This is a genomic window from Paenibacillus sp. J5 (assembly GCF_054955055.1).
The window spans coordinates 147,397-169,296 of the sequence record NZ_JBUEDD010000003.1 but is presented as its reverse complement, the minus strand read 5'-3'; the positions used below and the strand labels follow the sequence as shown (position 1 = coordinate 169,296).

The 21,900-nt window shown below is 55.9% G+C and carries 17 protein-coding genes; 9 read left to right on the top strand and 8 right to left on the bottom strand.

The window, feature by feature from the left end:
* Positions 1-176: 176 nt before the first annotated feature.
* Positions 177-875 carry a class I SAM-dependent methyltransferase gene (locus ACY1JZ_RS06020; RefSeq protein WP_462628486.1) on the top strand — a complete coding sequence of 233 codons (699 nt, stop codon included), beginning with the start codon at positions 177-179 and terminating at the stop codon, positions 873-875.
* 271 nt (positions 876-1,146) lie between these two features.
* Here the strand turns inward: ACY1JZ_RS06020 and ACY1JZ_RS06015 are convergent, their stop codons facing one another.
* From ACY1JZ_RS06015 to ACY1JZ_RS05985, 7 genes are all read right to left on the bottom strand, one after another.
* On the bottom strand, positions 1,147-2,289 hold the full coding sequence (locus ACY1JZ_RS06015) for a response regulator (protein ID WP_270166595.1): 1,143 nt from the start codon (positions 2,287-2,289) through the stop codon (positions 1,147-1,149).
* 680 nt (positions 2,290-2,969) lie between these two features.
* A complete protein-coding gene (locus tag ACY1JZ_RS06010) occupies positions 2,970-6,902 on the bottom strand; it encodes an S-layer homology domain-containing protein (RefSeq protein ID WP_462628485.1) in 3,933 nt (1,310 codons plus the stop codon).
* A gap of 152 nt (positions 6,903-7,054) precedes the next feature.
* On the bottom strand, positions 7,055-8,356 hold the full coding sequence (locus ACY1JZ_RS06005; protein ID WP_462628484.1) for a pyrimidine-nucleoside phosphorylase: 1,302 nt from the start codon (positions 8,354-8,356) through the stop codon (positions 7,055-7,057).
* Positions 8,357-8,490: 134 nt separating this feature from the next.
* On the bottom strand, positions 8,491-9,672 hold the full coding sequence (deoB, locus tag ACY1JZ_RS06000; RefSeq protein ID WP_462628483.1) for a phosphopentomutase: 1,182 nt from the start codon (positions 9,670-9,672) through the stop codon (positions 8,491-8,493).
* Positions 9,673-9,685: 13 nt separating this feature from the next.
* On the bottom strand, positions 9,686-10,087 hold the full coding sequence (locus ACY1JZ_RS05995; protein WP_462628482.1) for a cytidine deaminase: 402 nt from the start codon (positions 10,085-10,087) through the stop codon (positions 9,686-9,688).
* Between the two features lie 63 nt (positions 10,088-10,150).
* On the bottom strand, positions 10,151-10,819 hold the full coding sequence (deoC, locus tag ACY1JZ_RS05990) for a deoxyribose-phosphate aldolase (RefSeq protein WP_462628481.1): 669 nt from the start codon (positions 10,817-10,819) through the stop codon (positions 10,151-10,153).
* Between the two features lie 173 nt (positions 10,820-10,992).
* Entirely contained in the window at positions 10,993-13,284 is a 2,292-nt protein-coding gene (locus ACY1JZ_RS05985) for a UvrD-helicase domain-containing protein (RefSeq protein WP_462628480.1), read from the bottom strand.
* Between the two features lie 245 nt (positions 13,285-13,529).
* On the opposite strand from ACY1JZ_RS05985, the gene ACY1JZ_RS05980 reads away from it, so the two are divergent.
* From ACY1JZ_RS05980 to ACY1JZ_RS05965, 4 genes are read left to right on the top strand one after another with little or no spacing between them, the layout of a single operon-like run.
* A complete protein-coding gene (locus ACY1JZ_RS05980; protein WP_462628479.1) occupies positions 13,530-13,985 on the top strand; it encodes a hypothetical protein in 456 nt (151 codons plus the stop codon).
* Positions 13,978-14,394 (top strand): hypothetical protein, encoded by a 417-nt coding sequence (locus tag ACY1JZ_RS05975; RefSeq protein ID WP_462628478.1) that lies wholly within the window; start codon positions 13,978-13,980, stop codon positions 14,392-14,394. Before ACY1JZ_RS05980 ends, ACY1JZ_RS05975 begins: the two co-directional genes overlap by 8 nt.
* Positions 14,395-14,400: 6 nt before the next feature.
* Positions 14,401-15,648, top strand: coding sequence for a glutathionylspermidine synthase family protein (locus ACY1JZ_RS05970; protein WP_462628477.1), 1,248 nt, complete (start codon positions 14,401-14,403; stop codon positions 15,646-15,648).
* Positions 15,649-15,672: 24 nt separating this feature from the next.
* Positions 15,673-16,110 (top strand): DUF350 domain-containing protein, encoded by a 438-nt coding sequence (locus ACY1JZ_RS05965; protein ID WP_270166604.1) that lies wholly within the window; start codon positions 15,673-15,675, stop codon positions 16,108-16,110.
* Between the two features lie 117 nt (positions 16,111-16,227).
* On the opposite strand, the gene ACY1JZ_RS05960 is transcribed toward ACY1JZ_RS05965, so the two are convergent.
* On the bottom strand, positions 16,228-17,310 hold the full coding sequence (locus ACY1JZ_RS05960) for a branched-chain amino acid aminotransferase (RefSeq protein WP_462628476.1): 1,083 nt from the start codon (positions 17,308-17,310) through the stop codon (positions 16,228-16,230).
* Positions 17,311-17,436: 126 nt separating this feature from the next.
* Between ACY1JZ_RS05960 and ACY1JZ_RS05955 the strand changes: the two genes are divergently transcribed.
* The 4 genes from ACY1JZ_RS05955 (at position 17,437) to ACY1JZ_RS05940 (ending at position 21,890) form a co-directional block, all read left to right on the top strand.
* Positions 17,437-18,339 (top strand): LysR family transcriptional regulator, encoded by a 903-nt coding sequence (locus ACY1JZ_RS05955; RefSeq protein ID WP_462628475.1) that lies wholly within the window; start codon positions 17,437-17,439, stop codon positions 18,337-18,339.
* Between the two features lie 167 nt (positions 18,340-18,506).
* Positions 18,507-19,709 carry an AAA family ATPase gene (locus ACY1JZ_RS05950; protein WP_462628474.1) on the top strand — a complete coding sequence of 401 codons (1,203 nt, stop codon included), beginning with the start codon at positions 18,507-18,509 and terminating at the stop codon, positions 19,707-19,709.
* Positions 19,710-19,731: 22 nt separating this feature from the next.
* The gene (locus tag ACY1JZ_RS05945; protein WP_462628473.1) at positions 19,732-20,490 is read left to right on the top strand and encodes a PD-(D/E)XK nuclease domain-containing protein; all 759 of its coding nucleotides are present in this window, start codon (positions 19,732-19,734) and stop codon (positions 20,488-20,490) included.
* A 191-nt stretch (positions 20,491-20,681) separates the two neighbouring features.
* The gene (locus ACY1JZ_RS05940) at positions 20,682-21,890 is read left to right on the top strand and encodes a MerR family transcriptional regulator (RefSeq protein WP_462628472.1); all 1,209 of its coding nucleotides are present in this window, start codon (positions 20,682-20,684) and stop codon (positions 21,888-21,890) included.
* The last annotated feature ends 10 nt before the right edge of the window (positions 21,891-21,900 follow it).

Genomic DNA, 21,900 nt, shown 5'->3' with positions numbered 1-21,900 from the left:
GAGGTTCGCGGAGGAATATGACCGATCACAGCTTGAGGAGTTGTTGGGGGTGAGGGGAGTGAAGGAGCGCATACCCCCCTGTTATAGGTATAATCTATAAATAAAATAACTTTTATATATTTCAATAAGGTGACCGTTTCTTATACAATAGCTTCAAACGTTAGGAGGTTATATCGATGAAGGACGATATCAAACGGCTCTTTGATGCCAATGCCAGCCACTACGACCCGGAACGCCGGCAGCTCATCCCTTGCTTTGACGACTTCTACGGAATGGCACTGTCCTTGGTAGACAGCGCCTCCCCCTCTCCCCGCATCCTTGACCTGGGAACAGGAACCGGCTTGTTCGCCGCGATGATACTGGAGAAATATCCGGCGGCGCAACTGACGCTGGTCGACCTGAGCGACAGCATGATCGCCGTAGCCAAGGAACGCTTCGGATCGTCGGATCGCATCGACTATCTGATCGCGGACTACACGGAGATGGAGCTGGATGGCGGTTATGACTTCGTCGTCTCCTCCCTGTCCATCCACCATCTGCCCCATCCGCTGAAGCAGCGGCTGTTTGGCAAGGTGCACTCCTGGCTGCGGGACGGCGGCGCCTTCGTCAATGCGGATCAGGCTGCAGGACATACCGCGGCAGCAGATGCTTACTACCGCAAGCGGTGGCTGGAGTCGGTGCACGCCAGCGGACTCGCGGCAAGCTCCATCGAGGCCTCGCTGCGCCGCAGAGCGCTGGACATCAACGCCACGGTTGCTGACCAGCTCTCATGGATGGAGCAGGCGGGCTTTACCGATGTCGATTGCTTGTACAAATCGTTTGACTTTACCGTTTTCTATGGTCAGAAGGCCAGCTCTCCTGCCATAAATGCGTAACATGCAGCTCTGATAAGCGCTGTATAGCAGCAGCCGCAGTATGGCCTACCGCAGGGATGATGCCACGAATACGATTGGCCCCGTCACGGGCGGGCCATAGATGCAGCCTCCCTGCTAGCGGATTCAGCCTGGCGCCTGCCTTGGCTTGTTCCTAACCGAATGAAGGCCTCATCCTGCCGACGACGACAAGATGAGGCCTTCATTCCGTTCTCCCGCACATCACACTCTGCATTGCTACACAACGTAGCTAAACATGACATAGATGTCCTAACTACGACACGCCACGCTCTGACCGCCACTGCTCATACCATCGCCTGATTTCACTGCTCACTTTCATATCCAGCTCCAGCTCCAGCCGCGAGCTGAGCAGATCATATTGCTGTTCTACACCGACCGTCTTCCCTCCGGCTGCATAGCAGCGCATCAGGTTATAGTAGCTCTGCTCATCCAGCGGATAGAGCTGCTGGTAGAACTGGTTAATCGATATGGCCGATGACAGCAGGGAGCGCTCATAATAGAATTCACTGAGCTGCTGCACATGATGAATCCACAGACGTCGCAGACGCTCACGCTCCGGCTCCGCCCAGAGATAGCCGTAATCGCCGAAGTAGTCGCCTTTATATTCGAACAGTATCCGCTCATGCAGCGGCGCAGACCGGACATCCAGCGGAGGCAGCTCCTTGAGCTGCCGCTCCCACTCCTCCGAATCGATCAACACATCGCCAATATCCAGCTTGTATCCGGCGTCCAGCCGTCCCTTCTGGAGATCGATTCCAGCATTAAAGGTCTTGAGCACACGACGGATCAGATAGATAGTCGTGTATAGTTGCGTTGCTCCGCGATCTGGTTCAATATCCGGCCAGAACAACTCGATCAGCGTATCGCGGTTAACCATCCGCTGGCGGCTATGCAGCAGGTAGGCGAACAGCTCTTGCGCCTTGTTAGTACGCCATCGGATCAACTCTGGCTCGCCACCTTGCAGTTGCAGCTTCAATGATTGGAAGCAGTGCAGCATAACCTGGCTGTCTCGGCTGTAGACGGGCTTATGTGTATCCAGCCGCGCGCGCAGCCGATCCACGGTCTTCCTCAGGCGCTCACGGTTAATCGGTTTCATGAGATAGTCCAAGGCGCACAGATCAAATGCCTGAACCGCATATTGATCATACCCGGTAACAAAGACTATCTCAGTGGAGGGCAGTTGAAGCTGCAACTGCTCCCCCATCTCCAATCCATTGATCTCCGGCATCTGGATATCCAAAAACATTACATCGGGACTCAGCTTCTTGGCTTCATCCAGCACCTGAACCGGATCTGTAAACATGCCGACGACCTCGACACCTTGCACATCGCGCTCCAGCATCTTCTTCAGATGCATCAAGGCCAATTTCTCATCATCAACCAATATCGCTCTCATTGGAATACCCCTACCTTGCTGCCCTAACCGCAACGTACTCTAGGGCGTGTCTTCAACCCCGCTCAAGGACTTCCTTTACCGCCTCTTCGCCTGGGATGCATTACATTCCCTGAACATGCCTCAAGTGTGCCTGCGAGAAACCGCCTTGTGTGGAATGACCCTTCGGGCGCAATCTGTTCCTTCGGGGGGTGAAGACATGACCTAGCGAATTAGGGAATATTTATGTAGTCCATGTAACTATATTCTATATCCAACTGCACTGTCCAGCCCTCAGGCTGGCATCAAGCTGTAGGTACGCCTCCTTGGGAGGAGCCGCTTCTGTAAAGCATACGTCCTGCAGCTTGCCTGCGCGCCAACATTATTGTATCCCCCATTATTTTAATACAATTACATAGTTTAAGTAAGTATGCTTTCGAAACAATTGACAAAAAACAATGATTCATGCCGAAGGCTGTCTATTCGTGCAGTATGCTCTGCCTGATTGTAACTGCTGCCGCAACAGGATGTCCAATACAAATAAGCGCAGACTACAGGCTATGAGGCCTCAGAGTCTGCGCTTCGTTTGTCGAAGGGTCGCTTCCAGACAACCGATGCAATAGACAACTAAAGCCTCCTTATCCATCTGTACAGTGGATAAGGAGGCTGAACTTTGCAGAAAACCTGCTCAATAGTCTATCGAATTACGGCTGTACCACGCTATAGCTATGCTTCGTCGAAGCTTCAACGATGTCGCTGTATGCCCAATAGCTCGCATCAACGTCAGGCCATACCTCCAGCGTTCCCTCCAAATGTGGCGCCCGGTCAAATAACTGATTCAGAATGGTCACTGCTTCTGCGCGTGTCACCTTTCCATCCAGATCAAACCTGCCGTCTGATTTCCCTGGCAGCAAGCCTGTCGACTGCACCGCTGCAATCATGTTGCTCGCCCAATGGTTCGCTGGGACGTCGCTGAAGCTGGAAGGCGATTCGCCCACGGTGAGCTTCAACTGATTGAAGATGATCACGGCCATCTCCGCACGGGTAACGCCCCCCTCCGCCCGGAAGGTTCCGTCGGCATACCCGCGCAATAGCCCAGCCTTGCTCGCTTGTGCAATGGTCTGGCTTGCCCAGTGGCTCTCGCTCACATCCGCAAAGCTGCTGCCTAGTGTTTCCGCTTTGGACAGCCCATTCAGACGCACCAGCATCGAGGCCATCTCCGCCCGTGTCACCGCCTGGTCAGGGCGGAAGAGTCCATCTGGATATGCCCTGATATACGGCTCATGGACTGCTTCTCCCTCGCCCAGTTGGACAATCGCATAGACGCCGAATGTGTTCGATACGAACCGCAAGCCCTGCTCGCCATTGGCAAGCGTGACGATCTCTGGCGTTATGATCTGTTGAGTGCCATCCGCAAGCTCTGCATAGATCGCCAGCTTCTCAAGGAACGCCGCCCGCTCTGCTGCATCGGCTGGCAGTGTCATCCCGGTCAACGGCAGCGTCAGCTCCGCTTCGCGGCTCTGCAGATTCGTCTCCACCTTCACCGGACGAGACAGCACGCGCACCTGCTCCGATCCTGCCAGCTTCTGGACAGCCTCTGTCGCTGCCCGCTCAGTCAGAGCATCGCGTCCTGCTTGATCCTTAACCGGCACAAGGCGGAAGTAAAGGTCTCCGTTCACGTCGTTCAACGAACTGCTTGGCACACGTACTATGCCATTCTCGCTGAAGATTTCCACATCCACCTGACTCCCCTTCAACTGGGCGACTGTGGCTGCGGGCACATCCACCTTCACTTCACTCACTTCATCCTTCGTATCTGGAATTACAATCCGCACGACCTTGTCTTCCTGCCCCTCCGCACGGCCGATCGCTTCCTTCGCCTTCTCTGGCGTGAACACAACCCGATCCGTAATCTTCCCATCGGAGGCTGTCGTGCGCTCCAGTTCGACCTTCGTCGTATTCAGATTTCCTGCTCCCGCTTCGACATCGACCGGAATAATCTGCTTGTCTGATCCGCTGCTGCCCTCCGCTCCCCATGACACGGACGGTGCAACAGGGGCTGACGGATAATATGGACGGAGCGTCAGCTTCTCTCTGGCTTCTGTCAGATTCGACAGAGCTGCCGCTACTTCGGCTGGTGTAGCATTCGCCTTGTCCAATACTCTCGTTGCTTCCGCCAAGGCCGCTTCCAGTGCCCCCCACGTCGCAAGGGTATACGTGCCAGCCTTCAGCTTCTCTGCCATAATCGCATCCTGCTTTGCCTGAAGCTCACGCTTGTCCACCAGCGCCACCCGTGCCGCCTCCAGCTTGGCATAAGCCTGATCCACGGCTGTCTGGGTCGCATTCGGGTTGTCGAGCGCCGCGTGTGCTTCCGCCAGTGCGTTCTCAAGCGCCAACCAGTCGGCTGGCTCATAGTCTGTTTCGTTCAGCCCTTCAACTTCCAGCGCCTTCTCCCCCAGCGCAGCCTTCTCAACCAGCCCCTTGTGGGCCTCATCCAGGCGTGCTAGCGCAGCATCTATATCCTCCTGAGTGGCTGTACCATTGCTCAGTATCTGCTCTGCATCCGCCAAAGCAGACTGCAAATTGCTCCAGTTCTCTGGATAGTAGTCGGTCTCGTTGAGCGCCTTGACAACAGCAGCCTTCTGTTGCAGCCCTAACGTGCGTACCAGCCGCTCACGCGCTGCATCCAGGCTCGCCTGAGCTGCATCCACTTCTCGCTGCGTCGCACTGCTATCTGCCAGTACGCTACGCGCCGCATTCAACTGGCTCTGCAGCTCTGCCCAACTGCCCGTGGTATAGTGCGCGGCATTCAGCGCCTCCTCCGTGATTCGGCTCACACTGCCGCGCAGCGCTTCGTAATCGACGAGATTGGCGCGCGCCGCATTCAGCTTGCCCAGCGCGTCATCCACTTCAATCTGGGTCGCGTCCGCATCCGCCAGCACGCGCTCCGCTACCTCCAGCGCATATTCCAGCTTCTCATAGTTGTCCGGGCTGTAGTCGTCCCGGTTCAACGGCTTGAGCTCGGTTACGCGAGCCTGCAGCGCGCTCTTCTCCACTAGCGCCTCTCGTGCTATGTTCAATGCAGCCAGCGCGGCATCTACCTCCGTCTGGGTCGCATCGGTGCGCCCCAACACTGCATCTGCATGCTCCAGCGCAGCCTCCAGCGCCTGCCAGTTCTCCGGATAATAATTCGCCGGATTCAACTGCTTCAGCTCCAGCGCGCGATTGTCCAGCGCTTCCTTATCCACCAAGCCTGCTCTGGCCTGATTCACCCGCTCCAATGCCGCTGCCAACTGCTCCTTGGTAGCATCATTCTGAGCCAGCACCAGCTCGGCTGCATCCAACGCTGCCTGCAGTTGCTGCCAGTTCGTCGCATAGTAATCGGCTTCCGTCAGATTTTCCGCTCTGATCTCCTCGGTTCGATCCTGGAGCGGCTTCTTGCTAACCAATGCCGCACGCGCTTGCTTCAGATCGCTTAGCGCCTTGTCGACCTGAGCCTGTGTCACTCCAGAGGCAGTCAGGACCGCATTAGCAGCCGCCCATTGCGCCTGGAGCGCCCCCCATGAATCCGTCGTGTAATGCTCCTCATTAAGCGTTCCTGCCTGAACACCCGAATCCAGATCATCCACTTCAGTCTGGAGCGCTTCCTTATCTACAGCCGCATAGGCTACCGTCTTGGATGCACTGATATTCACAGACGTATCATCCTCCGGCATGCCCCCGTACTCCACAATATATCCCCGCACAGAAGTATTATTGGGATGGAAATCATTCCATTGCCCCTGATTAGAGCCTGGGCCGAAAATATGCGCTACCCATTCGCCAGAGGAATTGTTCGGCTCGCCCGCAGCCCAGTTATTGTACTGTTCGGCTACAGGCCCATAATTACCGCCACCACTTGTATAGCCCTTCCAGAACGCCAGACCCTTCCCGGAGTCCATCAGCCCTTCCGGCCCTGTGACCCAACGCCAGTCTCCTGCCGGATGGCTGATGTCCTTGGCGCCGATCCAGCCAATCCCTAATGTTTTCTGCTGAATAAAATTATTCTCTTCTACATTGCTAATCGTAACCAGATAGCCCTGACGGCCAAAGTGCTCTCTCTGGGCGGCTGCGCTTCTCGCATTCTCCCATGTAATCGCCGAGCTCTGCGTAATATATTCATAATAATGACCGTTCCCGCTAAAAGGAAGGGCATTGCCAAGTGTGAAGCTGACTGTTCGATCAACCTGCTCGGTTGAAGTCGTCACAAACTCAACACTCCGCAGCACCTCCTGATATTTCTCCACCGAGGCGCTCCCCAGCAGAGTGAGGATACCTGTCTGTGCTTTGAAAGCTACCTCTATCCCCGTATGATCCGCTTCCACTTGCAGCAGATCGCCAGGCTGTGGATTATTAATCATCACCGTGGCACTGTCCAAGGTCGGCTCTGCCAGTGTCAGGGTCAGATTCGGGTCGACCTGCACCTTACTCCCGCCCCAGGATGTTGTCTTCCCTGCCGATGTAATTATACCCTGTTGTCCAGGCTCTGCCTGCGCATATCCCGGCGCCAATGCGCCCGACATGCTCACCAGCACTAATGTCAGCACTAACAACATCGTCAGCAGCCTGTGCCAGTATCCTTCTTGCCTATAAGACATATTCCATACCTCCCACATTATTTTGGATAATAGATAACCAAACCAATTACTACACTTTCGGAGTATAGCAACCGAATCTATCCCAAAACTATACAAATTAAAAAGCGCCTCCTGCCGATGTGGCAAGAGGCGCTCTACTGCAACTGCATAGATTATTCTACTATCGTATCATAGATCAGCGGCGGTGCTTCCGCGTGCCCTGCAATCTGGATATGGGCGCGTATCAGCTCTGCAACCTCCCCCACCTGCTCTTGGCTTGCATGCAAGGTGGCCAGCGATTCGCCGACCTTCACCGGGTCGCCGATCTTCTTGTTCAGCACGATTCCAACTGCCAGATCAATCTGCGCCTCCTTGGTTGCCCGGCCTGCGCCGAGGAGCATAGCGGCTCGCCCGATCTCATCAGCAGTCATCGCCGATACCACCCCATCCGCACGCGCCTCGACTTCAATCTGATAGGGCGCCTGCGGCAGCTTGGCTGGATCATCGACAATAGACGGGTCGCCTCCCTGACTGGCGACGAACACCTTGAACTTCTCCAGTGCGCTCCCGCTACGGATAGCCTCCCTCAGCAGCTCCTCCGCCTCCTCCAGCGTGCCCGCCTTGCCCGCCAGATAGACCATCTGCCGCCCCAGCGCCAGGCAGAGCGCCTCCAGATCCTTCGGTCCCTCGCCGCGCAGCGTATCGATCGCCTCACGCACCTCCAGCGCGTTACCGATCGCATGGCCCAGCGGCTGGCTCATATCGGAGATGACAGCCATCGTCTGGCGCCCGACGCGGTTGCCGATGTTCACCATCGCCTGCGCCAGCTTGCGCGCCTCCTCCACCGTCTTCATGAAGGCGCCGGCCCCCGCCTTGACATCCAGCACGATCGCATCGGCTCCGGCAGCAATCTTCTTGCTCATAATCGAGCTGGCGATCAGCGGGATCGACTCGACGGTCGCCGTCACATCACGCAGCGCATACAGCTTCTTGTCCGCGGGCGTCAGATTGCCCGACTGACCGACCACCGCCAGCTTGTTCCGGTTCACCAGCTCGGTGAACTGCTCCGTATCCAGCTCCACATGGAAGCCCGCGATCGCCTCCAGCTTATCGATTGTGCCTCCGGTATGTCCCAGTCCTCTGCCGGACATCTTCGCCACAGGAACATCCAGCGCTGCGACGAGCGGCGCCAGCACCAGCGTCGTCGTATCGCCGACGCCTCCGGTAGAATGCTTGTCGACCTTGGTTCCCTCAATGGCTGACAGATTGATCGTATCGCCCGACTCCACCATAGCCATCGTCAGGTCTGCCCGCTCCTGCTCGGTCATATCCTGAAAAAAAACCGCCATCGCCCAGGCGCTGATCTGGTAGTCGGGAATCTCGTCCTTCGTGTAACCCTCGATAATGAACCGTATTTCCTCTGCCGTCAGCTCCAGGCCATTGCGCTTCTTCTGTATCAGATCCACCATTCTCATCCGCTGCACCTCCGATAGTTCATTCGTATGTACGGCTCCCCTGCATCTCGCAGTTGCCGTCCTGCCGCCTTGTGACTGCCGCCGGGGTCAGCCCGCGGCCGCTCTATCGCTTCAGCTCACCGAGCCGCCTGCCTTCAGGACAGCTCCCTCAAGAAGCTTGTGCCATGCTCTGGCATCGACACGCCAAAATTCTCCGCTACCGTGGCTCCAATATCCGCAAAGGTGCGGCGAAGCTCAAGCTCCCTCCCGCCTTGCTGGAAGCGCGGCGAGTAGACGAGCAGCGGCACATATTCACGGGTATGATCGGTGCCCTTGTACGTCGGATCGTTGCCGTGATCGGCAGTGATAATGAGCAGGTCTTCGTCATCCAGCCTGGCGAGCGCCTCAGGCAGTCTGGCATCATATTCCTCCAGCGCTCGCCCGTAACCCTGCGGGTCGCGCCGATGACCATATAGAGCATCGAAGTCCACCAGATTGAGGAAGCTCAGTCCTGTGAAGCGCTCATCCAGCACCTTCACCAGTTGATCCATGCCGTCCATATTGGAGGCGGTGCGGATCGCGCGCGTGACCCCTTCGCCATCGTATATATCATTGATTTTGCCCAGGGCGATGACCTCCAGTCCCGCATCCTTCAGCTCGTTCATCACGGTGCGGCCGAACGGCTTCAAGGCATAATCATGGCGATTGGCTGTGCGCTTGAACGCGCCAGGCGAGCCCACATAAGGACGGGCAATGATGCGGCCCAGCATATACGGGTCTTCACGGGTAATCTCTCGGCAATAGTCGCAGATGGCATACAGCTCCTGCAGCGGAATAATCTCCTCATGAGCAGCAATCTGCAGCACGGAATCAGCCGAGGTATAGACGATAAGCGCTCCTGTCTTCATCTGCTCCTCGCCCAGCTCGGCGATAATCTCTGTCCCGCTGGCAGGCTTGTTGCCAATTACCTTGCGCCCCGTATGCTGCTCGATCCGGTCGATCAGCTCAGCAGGAAAGCCATTCGGGAACACGCGAAAGGGCGTATCGATGCGCAGCCCCATAATCTCCCAATGACCCGTCATCGTATCCTTGCCGCTCGATGCCTCCTGCATCCTGGTATAATACGCCTGCGGTTGAGCCGCCGGGGCAATGCCAGGAATGGGCCGAATGTTGGACAACCCCAGACGAGCCATATTCGGCATATCCAGCCCGCCGCAAGCCTCCGCGATATGTCCGAGCGTATCCACATCCACATCGTCGAACTGCGCGGCATCCGGCGCCTCCCCGATCCCTACGGAATCGAGCACAACCAGATGAACCCGCTTAAATACTGCCATGTGTTCCGCCTCCTTAACCCTTCATATCGTCTGCCCGGAATGCCCCCGGCAGTAGCTGCGCCATCGTCCATTCCTCCACCTCGCCGCGCAGATTGCCCAGATAGATTCGCGTATGCTCATCGCAAAATTCAGCCAGCACCTGCCGACATGCGCCGCATGGAGATACCGGACCATCCGTATCCGCAATGACCGCGACCGCATCGAGCTTGCGCTGCCCCTCTGATACCGCCTTGAAGATTGCCGTGCGCTCCGCACAATTGGTCAGACCATACGAAGCATTCTCGATATTGCAGCCATGATAGACTTTCCCGTCCCCGGCAAGCACCGCTGCTCCGACCGCGAACCCGGAATACGGGATGTACGCTTGCTGACGCGCTCTGCGCGCCTCCTGCATAAGTTGCTCCTTCATCTGCACGTTCCTTTCTGTACGAAGGTGAGAAGGGGCGAAGCTGGTGTTATAGCCTGCCGTCCGCCCCCTCTAGTAATCCGATGCCGCGCGCAGCCCCTGCATAATCTGTACGCCCGAGCTGCAGCCCAGCCTCGATGCGCCGGCTTCCATCATTGCTCTCGCATCCTCATAGCTGCGGATGCCGCCCGATGCCTTGACCTTCATCTGCGCAGGGATCGCCGCACGCATAAGCGCCACATCAGCAGCCGTTGCTCCGCCAGTAGAGAAGCCGGTGGATGTCTTGACATAATCTGCACCGGCAAGAGCCGCCAGCTCACAGGCCAGCTCCTTCTCCCTGTCTGTCAGCAGACTGGTCTCGATGATAACCTTGACCAGCGCCTGCCCCGCAGCAGCCTCCACCACAGCACGTATATCCTGCTCGACCTCCGCCGCAAGCCCGCTCTTGAGCGCACCGACAGCGATGACCATATCGACCTCCTGCGCTCCATCTGCAATCGCCGCTCGTGTCTCATAAGCCTTGACCGCGGTGGCGGAGGCGCCCAGAGGAAATCCGATAACAGTGCAGACCTTCACCTCAGTCCCCGCAAGCTCCTCCGCAGCAATCTTGACCCACGCCGGATTCACGCATACCGAAGCAAAGCCATATTGCTTGGCCTCTGCTGCAAGCTGCACAATGGCCTCCTGCGTCGCATCCGCCTTCAATAAGGTATGATCAATCATGCCCGCTATATTATCCATATCTGCTCCTCCTTCTACTATGGGGGGTGTCTTCAATCTTCACAGGGCTGCGGTGATCGTTGCCCCTTGAAGAGGTTTGCAGACACGCCCTAGTATTGTAAGTTCTTGCCCACATCATACCACGTTGGCAAAGCCGGTTACAAAGCCCAAGCCCTCACGCTATCCGCCGTTCTTCAGACCGGAACCTCGCGACTCCCCCGCTCCATCGGCGCGCCGCATAGCGGGCATTCTCGCGGCCTTGACTGCCCTGCCGCCGCGGCCTGTACATCGGCAGCGCTCATCCGTGTCCATGCCTTGCATGGCTTGCGCACACAGCGCCAGATGGGCACCGTCTCCATCGGCTTCTTCCGCTCTGCCTCCTGCTCTGTCCTGCTGAACGGGGCGGCCACGAAGCGCGACACCTGTGCCCGCTTGCCGCGATGCAGTGCCGGCGAGCTGATGATCAGCTCCTCCCGCGCCCGTGTGACGGCAACGTAAGCCAGACGCCGCTCCTCTTCAAGCGCCGCCTGCAGCTTCGCGCTCCCCTGCTCCTGCACATACGAATCCTTCATTCGGTCAGCCTCGAGAGCCGAGCTGTGCGGCAGACTGCCCTCCGATGCGCCGATGAGCAGCACCACCGGAAATTCAAGCCCCTTGGATCGATGAATCGTCATAAGCGCCACACGGTCGCCCTGCTCCTGCAGCTTGCCCCCCGCCTCATCCGTCCTGCGCTCCTTCAACTGCTCAACGAATGCCAGGAAGTCGTCAATCGTAGCAAATCGCTTGGCCGAGGTCTCCAGTTCATCCAGCAGCTCCTTCAACATCTCCTTATGCTGCGTCAGCCGCTGCGTGTTGCTCGTCTCCAGATAGGCATCATAAAATTGCTTGCGAATGTGCGCGACCGCCGCTGTCGGCTGCATCAGCCTGAGTGTGCGGATCAGCGCCAGCCGCTCCCCAATCTTCTGCTGCTGATAATCCTTCAGTCCCGGCAGCGTATCCAGATAGGTAAGCGGCCCCTTCCTTGGCCTTGCAGCATCGTGCGCATAGATATGCGCCATCGCCCGCTCTCTATTGACATATAAGGTAGGCAATATGCCTTCCATCGCCCGGAAATCCCGGCGGTGCTGCGACAGCCGCAAGTAATCCAGCACCGGACGAACCGCGCTATGCTCATAGAGCAGCAAGCCTTCCCCATACTCAATATGCGGCACTCCCTGCTGAATCAGTTGCTCCAGTATCGCGCGGCTATTGCTCGCCGAGCGGTACAGAACCGCATAATCTCCATACATGCGACGGCCAGCAGCCACCTCCTGACGGATATGACGAACCAGCCCTTGCGCTTCTTCATCCGAATGGAGCGGTCGCATATACCGCGGGCTGTTCTGCTCCCCCTGCGTCCGCGCCGCCTGCAGCGTCTTCTCCCGCCTGCTGAGATTGTGGCGAATCAGCTCATTACCCAGGCCGACTATAGCAGGCACCGAGCGATAATTCGTATCGAGGGTGATGACGGTCGCACCCGGATAGAGCTGCTCGAATTCCAGGATGAACGCGCTGCTCGCCCCATTGAACGAATAGATTGTCTGGTCGTCGTCGCCTACCACCATCAGATTGCGCCGCGGCTCGGCTACCATGCGCACCAGCTCATATTGCAGCTCGTTGGTGTCCTGGAACTCATCCACCATCACATAATGGAACCGATCTTGCAGCGCACGCAGCAAGGCTCGGTTCTCCTGCAGCATCCGGTACGCCAGCAGCAGCACATCATCAAAATCAATCTGCCCCTGCTCCTCCTTCCACTGCTCATAACGCGACAGAATCTGCTTCATCTCGCGCTCGCCTGCCGTATCCTCTGGCATATGCTCTACCGTCAGCTTGCTGCTCTTGTAGGAGGACAGCAGGGACAATAGCGTCTCCGGCTGATACGGCCCCTGTATGCCCAGCTCACGCATGAGCTGCTTCAATACAATATGCTGCCGCTGCGTGCTGCTCAGGATCTCCTGCTCCAGCCCTTGCCTGCGAAGGAGCTGCAAGAAGAACGAGTGGAACGTCCGCGCGTGCAGTTGCCCCGCCTCTTGCCCAGTCATGCCCGGCAGCCGCCCGATTCGCTCTCTCATCTCGGCCGCGGCCTTGCTGGAGAACGTGAGCAGCAGGATGCGCGCTGCTGGAATGCGCCTGACCTGCAGCATATATCCAGTACGTGCAATCAACATCGTCGTCTTGCCTGAACCGGCCCCGGCAAGCGCCAGCAACGGCCCTTCAGTATGCCTAACCGCCTGTAGCTGCGCCTTGTTCAGATGAATACCGCCCTGCTCTAACAGGCGGAAATATCCGGCATCGGCGCTATCCGCCTCGACCAGCTCGCGCGTCGTCTCCGGCGACGCCTGGTGCGCCATGGGGATTCGTCTGAGCTCAGCCCCTGCAGGACGCTCGTCAAGCAGCTCCTCCGCTACGCCTCCCGATGTCTCGCGCTGTGTCTGTCCATTCATCACATCTATCACTTCCCTTGCTCTCTACCCTTATGAATTCGAACATCGTCTAACGATAGTGTACCATACAGCAGGAGAAGATCGAGCGGTAAGCAGCCGAGGAGGAAGCCTGCAAAAAATCAATTGGCGGCAGGCGGCTATTGGAGTAAGATGATAAATGCTGGCACGCAGAATTCTCGTAGTGAAACGATTCCCCGCCCTGCTCCGTACAATCAGACATATCAACGATCAGGGGGAAGACCAACATGGCTAGATTAGTATATCGACTGGCAGATGAACAGAGCGGCCATCCGCAGCTATATCATTACAACCAGATTACCAAGGATGAGATCATGCTGCGATTTGCCTGTGATTATTACGTCAAGGACGGCGTGGTGTATGAAAAAAGCTACTGCGGCACAGAACCGGACGGTTATGTAATCTATGTCGAGGAGGCTGTGGAGGAATCTGCGGCTCAACCGGAGGCTGCGGCAGACAGTTGGCGCGGCATTCGTGTAGAGCTGCGCCAATACGAGGAGCACGCGTCCTTCTCCCCGTTGATTCGCATCTTCGACTACAACGAGGAAGAGACAGTGTTGCTCCTTCTGCTTAGCGATGTCTGCACAGTAGACGGCACCTTGTGGGAGAAAGTATCCACCGAGATCGACGAGGATCGCAAGCTGTACGTATATTATGCCAGAGAAGGGGAGCATCATGGCTAAAGACAAAGCAAGACTGCTGGCGTCCATGTTTTTAAGCACTGCGCTAGCAATAGGAATGACAGGATGCAGCTCTACCAGCAGCTCAGGCGGGGGAGTCTCCGCAGGCGGAAGCTTCTCCGGCGGCTCAGGCAGCGCCTTCGTTCCGGGGAACGATCAATGCGTGGATGTTGATGAGGATGGCTACTGCGATGATGATCGAACTTCCCGAGGGTCCTACTATGGCACGCACGGGGGCAAAGCCTATTATGAAAGATCGTCCTCTTACTCCAGTCGATCAGGCGTCAGCACAGGCTCCAGAGGAGGACTCGGCAGCAGTGCGTCCAGCTCAGGCGGCTATAGCGGCTCAGACAGCTCAAGTGGTTACAGCGGCTCAGGCGGCTACAGCTCAGGCAGCTCCTACGGAGGGTAGCCGACCATGAGTACATATGAGCAACGCAGAGCAGACATCTACGAGCCGCTGCGCCAGGAGGGGCTGTTCACCTGGGACTGGATGTACGGGGAAGAGTACGCCCTGGCATCCATTCTCTGCGAGCCGCGTGCGATGTATGAGGAGCTGTCGCAGGGCGCAGAGCGGCTGGGACGCATCTTCCAGCGGGTCAAGGAGGTGCTGCGGCAGGCGGAGGATGGACTGCTGCTGGGGCTGGGAGTTCCCGGATCAGCTCTGCAAGCGGTCAGGGAGTCCGTCTGGCAGGAGGTTCCGACTGTCATTGGCAGATTTGACTTCGCCTGGACAGCCGACGGGCCGAAGATGCTCGAGTTCAACAGCGACACGCCGACCGGTATTGTGGAGGCCTATGTGGTGAACGATCGCGCCTGCCGTTACTACGGCGTTCCGAACCCGAACGTGGGCATGGAGCACCATCTGCTGGAGGCCTTCCAGCAAGTGGGGGAAGCTTACCGCAGCAAGGGATATACCATCGATCGCATCGCCTTCACCGCCCTTGGCTGGCATGAGGAGGATGCGGCCACCGCCCGCTATCTGCTACAGCAGTCAGGATTTGCCCATGCCCGATTCGTGGCGCTGGAGGAGCTGCGTGTGTATGAAGATCGATTGTGTCAGCTCACAGCCGAAGGCGAGCATGTGCCAATTGATCTGCTGTATCGACTGCATCCAATTGAGAAGCTCGCTGAGGAGCACGATGATGACGGCTATCCCACAGGCGAGCATGTGATCGAGCTGATGGCGCAGCGCAAGCTGGCGGTGATTAATCCGCCGGATGCCTTTCTCATCCAGTCCAAGGCCGTGCAGGCGCTGATCTGGAGCCTCTATGAACAGCAGGCCTTCTTCGATGCACAGGAGCTGGGATGGATCGGGCGCTACATGCTGCCGACCTATCTGGACAACCGCTTTGCCGGGCGCGATCCCTATGTGAGCAAGCCGTTTCTCGGGCGCGAAGGCGGCGGTGTGACACTCTATGACGCTTCCGGGGGCGAGCTGGAACGAGATGGCGAGCTGTCCTATTGGGAGCAGCCGATGATCTATCAACAGGCTGTCCAGTTGCCTGTGCGTACCGTCGAGACCTTGAGCGGGCCGTATGAGGGTCATGTACTCTGGGGTGTATATCTGATCGGCGGCCAGCCATCAGCTACAGTGGCGCGGATCGGCAGCCGCATCACCAACAACCTGTCCTGCTTCGTGCCTGCTGCCATTCGGGAGCCATAATAATGATATGGGAGGTCATCTGCTTTGGATGAACAATGGGAGTATATTAGCAATTTTTTGATCTATCTTGCGGTGACGCTGCCACTGCTGGGCCTGGGGCTGGTAATCTTCATCCTGTCCACGCCTTACCGGGAATTCGCCATCATACGCGAAGGCTCCGACACGACTGACCCGCAGAAGATGGCAGCAGCCAAAGCAGTCGCCCACGACTTGAGCGGCAAAGTGATCGGCCTGGCGATTGTACTTGCCTCCGCCATCTATCATGCCGTCGGCATCACCGATCTGATCATGTGGGGAATGCTTGGCATCTTGTTCCAGGTGGCTATATTCTACCTGTTCGAGCTGCTCACACCCTTTCGCATTACGCGAGAGATTCCAGCGGGCAATGTGTCGGTTGCCATCTTCACCTCACGCCTGAGCATGGCGACCGGACTGCTGATGGCTGCACTGATCAGCTACTGATGCGCTACTATAGTACACGGATGATACGCTAGCCATAAAATGAAGCCTTCCTCGCCACATACAGTGGGGTGGAAGGCTTCATGTCTTAGCAGATCCATATCTTGCTTACGAGCTCGCCTACGCCTCAGCGCCCTTCAGCTCTACGACCCAACCGAACGGATCAGGGCGCTCGCCGCGCTGAATGCCTGTCAGCTCGTTGTACAGTCTGGACGACAGCTCGCCCGTCTGCCCGCCGCCGATCACAATCTTGCGGCCCTGCCAGTTCAGCTCGCCCACAGGCGAGATCACAGCCGCGGTGCCCGTGCCGAACGCTTCGATCAGCTCGCCGCGGTCATGCGCCTCGAACAGCTCCTCGATGGAGATGCGGCGCTCTACAACCTCCACACCCCAGCTCTCCAGCATCTGGATCACAGAGGCGCGCGTAATCCCCGCCAGAATGCTGCCATTGAGCTCCGGCGTGACGATCTTGTCACCCAGCTTGAAGAACACATTCATGCTGCCAACTTCCTCGATATACTTGCGATGTACACCGTCCAGCCACAGCACCTGGGAGTAACCCTCCTCGGTTGCCTTCTCCTGCGCCTTCAATCCTGCCGCATAGTTGCCCGCCGTCTTGGCCTCACCTACGCCGCCTGCTACCGCACGAACATAACGAGATTCGACATGAATCCGCACTGGATGAATGCCCTCTGCATAATAGGAGCCTACAGGCGAGAGAATGATCATGAACTTGTACTGCTGCGAAGGAGCGACGCCCAGCAGCGCCTCGGTCGCAATGACGAACGGACGGATGTACAGTGAGGTTCCCTCGGCACTCGGCACCCAATCCTGGTCGACCAGCACCAATTGCTTGAGCGCCTCCAGTGCCAGCTCCTCGTCAATATCGGGGATGCTCATCCGCTCATTGGAGCGATTCAGACGCTTCAGATTCTGATCCGGGCGGAACAGCAGCAGCCGACCATCCTCCGTGCGATACGCTTTCAAGCCTTCAAAGATCGTCTGTCCGTAGTGGAATACCTTGGCTGCAGGATCCAGCGTAATCGGTTGGTAAGGCACGATGCGAGGGCTATGCCAGCCCCGGTCTCCGTCATAGTCCAGAATAAACATATGATCGGTGAAGCTGCTTCCGAAGCTGATCTTGCTTACGTCTGGTTTGGTCTTCTTCTCCGTGGCCAATTCAATGGAAATGGAGTATGTCATATTCGCAACATCCTCTGTCAATTAGATTTGTTAGTTGAATGATACCAATTCTTCTCGTATATTGAAAATATCTGTTTTGTACATCTATTATACCTTAAAAGTATAGCCCAAGGGGAGACAAAATATATGGATCTGCGTCAGCTTCGATACTTTCTTGCCGTGGCCCAGGAGGGTCAGGTTACGGCAGCGGCCAAGCTGCTCAATATGGAGCAGCCGCCGCTGAGCCGTCAGCTTAAACAGATGGAGGAGGAGCTTGGCGTCACCCTGTTCGATCGCAGCGGGCGCAGGCTCAAGCTGACTCCGGCGGGAGAGCTGCTCAGAGAACGCGCTGAGCAGCTTCTGCTGCAATATAATGAAACGGTCAAGGAGGTGCAGGAGTTGGACGAGGGCGTGCAAGGGGTGCTGGCGATCGGCGCCGTCGTCTCCTGTGTCTCCCTGCTGCCGCCTGCCATCGACAAGTTTCGGCGCAGATACCCCCAGGTATCCTTCAAAATTCGCGAAGGTGACCATTCGCTGCTCGGCAGCCAGTTGGAGAAGCGGCAGATCGAGCTGGTCGTAGCTCGCCTGCCATTCGAGGCGGGATTCGACTCCCAGCACTACGCTGTGTTGCCGCTTCCTTCCGACCCCTTCGTCGCGATCCTGCCTACCCAATGGTCGGAGTATGATGGACGAGAGTCGATCATCCCGTCCGAGCTGGCGCGTCATCCGTTCCTGTCGCTGAAGAGCGATCAGACGACGGGCATGCATGAGCGTGTCATGTCGGAGTTCCGCATGGCGGGCGTTCAGCCGTCCATCCTCTGCGAGTGCTCCAGTGTAGTGATCATTATCGCGCTGGTCGCTGCTGGCCTGGGAGCCACTATATTGCCCAAATCCGTCATGACCTCAGCACTGTTCAACAACGTGCGCATGCTGGATATGGAGCAGGCGGATTTCCACTCCGAAGTGGGCATCGTCTGGCTCAAGGAGCGCTACCTGTCGCGGAGTGCGCGTAATTTTATCGAGGTGTTCTCGGAGGGGACGGTTTGGTGAAGAAACGGGTTTTCACCTTTGAAAACTGGCCAATTGGTCTAGAATATATGATCTTACTCTATTTTAAGCATCTTCTAGTATTAAAAGTCCGTATAGGTGATCATAAGCTTCTATAACTTCATATTAAGAGGTATACTGATAAGAGGAATGAAATTAGGGGTGATCCTTTGAAGCTGCGAGTTAAAGATGTATTCATTGCTGGCGCGTTGCCTATACACACCTATATTTCGCGTAGAGCGGAGTTTGGAATTACGTATGAAGCTCGCCTCCGTAATGCGGTGGATATGACCGGTTTTCTGACTTCGATAGTCGGCCCATCGAAAACAGGTAAAACCGTATTATGCGATAAAGTGATTGGTACGAATCGCTATGTTGACTTTATAGGGAATGACTTCAAAGAATCCGAAGATTTTTGGGTTACGATTGCACATAAAGTTGGCATTCCACTTGAACGTGAGCATACGAAAATACAGAAGACCGAAGGTCAGGGACTTGCTGGCACCACCGAAGCCATCACCACGTCCATAACGGAATCCTTTCGCTCGAATAAGGATAAAGTCATTCAATATTTTATTCAACATGATCTTGTCCTGCTGCTCGATGACTTCCATTATGCTTCATCGAGCAAGCAGCTCGAGATTGCTTATCAGCTCAAGGATGCCATCCGCAAAGGTCTGCAAACCATCATCATCTCTCTGCCACATCGCTCCGATGATGCCATTCGGAAGAATGCTGATCTAAGCGGCAGATTGAATCTGATTAATATCGAGCCTTGGAACAAAGAAGAGCTGAAGGAGATTGCGATTGCGGGCTTCGGTAAGCTTGGAATGAACATTGATCCTGCAATTGCTGAGCATATCGCGCAAGAAAGCCTGTCCTCGCCGCAGCTCATGCAGTCCATATGCTACAATCTCGGCATGATTCTTGACCTCGATCATTTGGGACCAACAACTAATCCTGACCAGAGCGTGCTAAACCAAGCATACAAGATGACATCTCTTAATCTGCTTGCTTACCAGGAAGTAGCCAGGAAACTGAAGACAGGCCCTAATCCAAGAGGGCAGAAACGGAAAACCTACCTCACCATACACGGGGAAGAAGTCGATACCTATGAATTGCTATTAAAGGCCATAGCATATGACCCGCCAGTTGTCAGCCTGTCAACGGATGACATGAAAGGACGAGTCGATGTCCTGCTAGGAGACGCAGTTGATAAGCCCACACGCAAAAAAATTAAAGAGAACATCGGTCAGATGCTGTCCATTATTCAAAACAGTGAGCCTATGTACCAGGTATTCGATTACAAGGATGATGAAGTCTATATTCTGGAGCCGCTATTCCTGTTCTACCTGCGCTGGGGTATTCTATAGCTGAAGGATCGGAGGTCATTGCTTGACAACTATTATTGGAGACAAAGCAGCCATCATCGCCGCGATTCAGGAGCAAGTTCAGCTATCATCAGCTTGGATGGACGATTCGTCCTTGTCCAATAGGTGGCTGAGCACTACCAGCCGTATTTTAGAACGCTTCTTTTCCGATTCATCCGTGGCGCAAAAGTTTGTACTCGTTGCGAGAGAGGGAACCCTTGCTGCCGTCTCTTATCTGGAGGATCTAACTGCGGACATACAGGCGGGTTTGTTTGATTCCATCCTGCCAGCACAGGAAATTGACGAAGCACATTTTCACATCATAATCGGGAAAATCCTTCAACATTTTAATAAGCACATGGAAGAGATGTATCACAAACCTGTACATGGCAAAGGAACGCTACAGCAAGAGAATCTGAATAAAATTACCTTAGGTAATGAATATGATGTACAGCGCGTATTGTTCTCCCTGCTCCGACCGCTATTTCCTGAAACACGAGTAGAAGTGGCCGGTGACGGAGGCTACAAAGGATACCGTTCCGACCTATTCATTGACACCTATGACACGGTGATCGAAGTCAAATGTTCTCGTCCAAGCATGTCCGAAAGAACACTCACCGAAGAAATCGGATCTGATGCATACCATTACACCTCAAAATATGTCTACTTCTTTATTTATGACAAAGAAAGAATTATCTCCAATGTAGATGCTTTTTGCAAAAACTATAGCAGGCCGTTTGAAACCAAGCAAATGAAAACCATCGTCATTCAACCTGTACAGTAACTAAGTATATATGAACGCTGCTGATAACCGGCAGCCTTTTTTTATTGTTGCTTACAGTGCCTCTTCCCATCTGTAAGCTGACTAAGATTGCTTCAATTTGGCTTGACGCTCCAATAATTTCGCTAACTGCTCTTTACCTGTACGCGGCGTGAAGGTTTACACTAGGGGAGAATTCAGGGAGGTGAACGGCAATGAAGATACGAGAAGCAGCGCGGGTGCTGGGCGTCTCCGCCCGAACCATTCGCTATTATGAGGAGAAGGGGCTGCTGACCCCGGCGAAGGAGCATCAGAGCGGCTACCGTGTATTCACCGCAGAAGATATAGAGCGACTGAAGCTCATCATCGCCCTGCGGCAAGCCGGAATGAAGACTGCCAGTATTGCCGAGGCGCTGGCTTCCGGCCTTCAGCAGACACAACCTGCGACCGATGCGCTGCGCTTGCTGCTGCAACAGCACCGCTCGGAAACCATGCAGCTCTGGCTATCACTGCGCCAGCAGCTAGAGACGACGGAGGGGCTACTCCAGTTGCTGGAGCTGGCGCCTGCGGAGACGATGCCGATAACGGATATGTTTAGGCAGGCTCAGGATGCGAGAGTGATGAGTGAGCAACGGGGCAATTGGCAGGATCACTGGAATTATGACCGGCTTGCCGCCGAACACGACCAGATGGTACTGCGTGGCGAGGGCATATATCGCTATTATGAAGAAGCGTTGGCAGCGACCGTATCCAGATTGGCTCCGGTTGCAGGTGAGAGCGGGATTGATCTTGGAACAGGCACAGGCAATCTGGCTGGCAGGCTGCTGGCGCTCGGAGCGACGATGTCTGCCATCGATCAATCTCCGGCGATGCTCGCGCAGGCAGCGAGCAAATACCCACAGCTTGAGACTCGGCTCGGCAACATGCTCGCTATTCCCTATATCGAAGGCAAGTTCAACTTTATCGCCTCCAGCTTCGCCTTTCGACATCTGTCGAAGGATCAGCAGCTACTGGCGCTGGAGGAGATGCACAGAGTGCTGCGCCCTGGCGGGCGAATCTGTCTGGTCGATCTGATCTCGCCGTCAGCCTCAGCCGTGTCCTCGGACTCAGCCGCAGATCGCGTTGGGCGAAAGGTTGACGTGCCCGGCGCGAGCTCATCAGTCCAGTTGGACACTACTAAGCGAGAGAATCCTCCCGCCTCAGTACATGCAGCAGCCGTCCCGAACAGCTCGGTTATCTGTGGCGAACAGCTATCCCCTGGTGAAGCGGATGCGCACCAGATGACACGCCTGCACACAGCACTGCGCCCAGCGCTCAAGTGGCTGACCCATCATCACTATGATGTGGAATTGCAGCCATTGTGTACAAATCTATACCTTCTATATGCGTTCAGTCTCCCTGAACATACCGATCAGTCTAAATAGAAGGGAACAT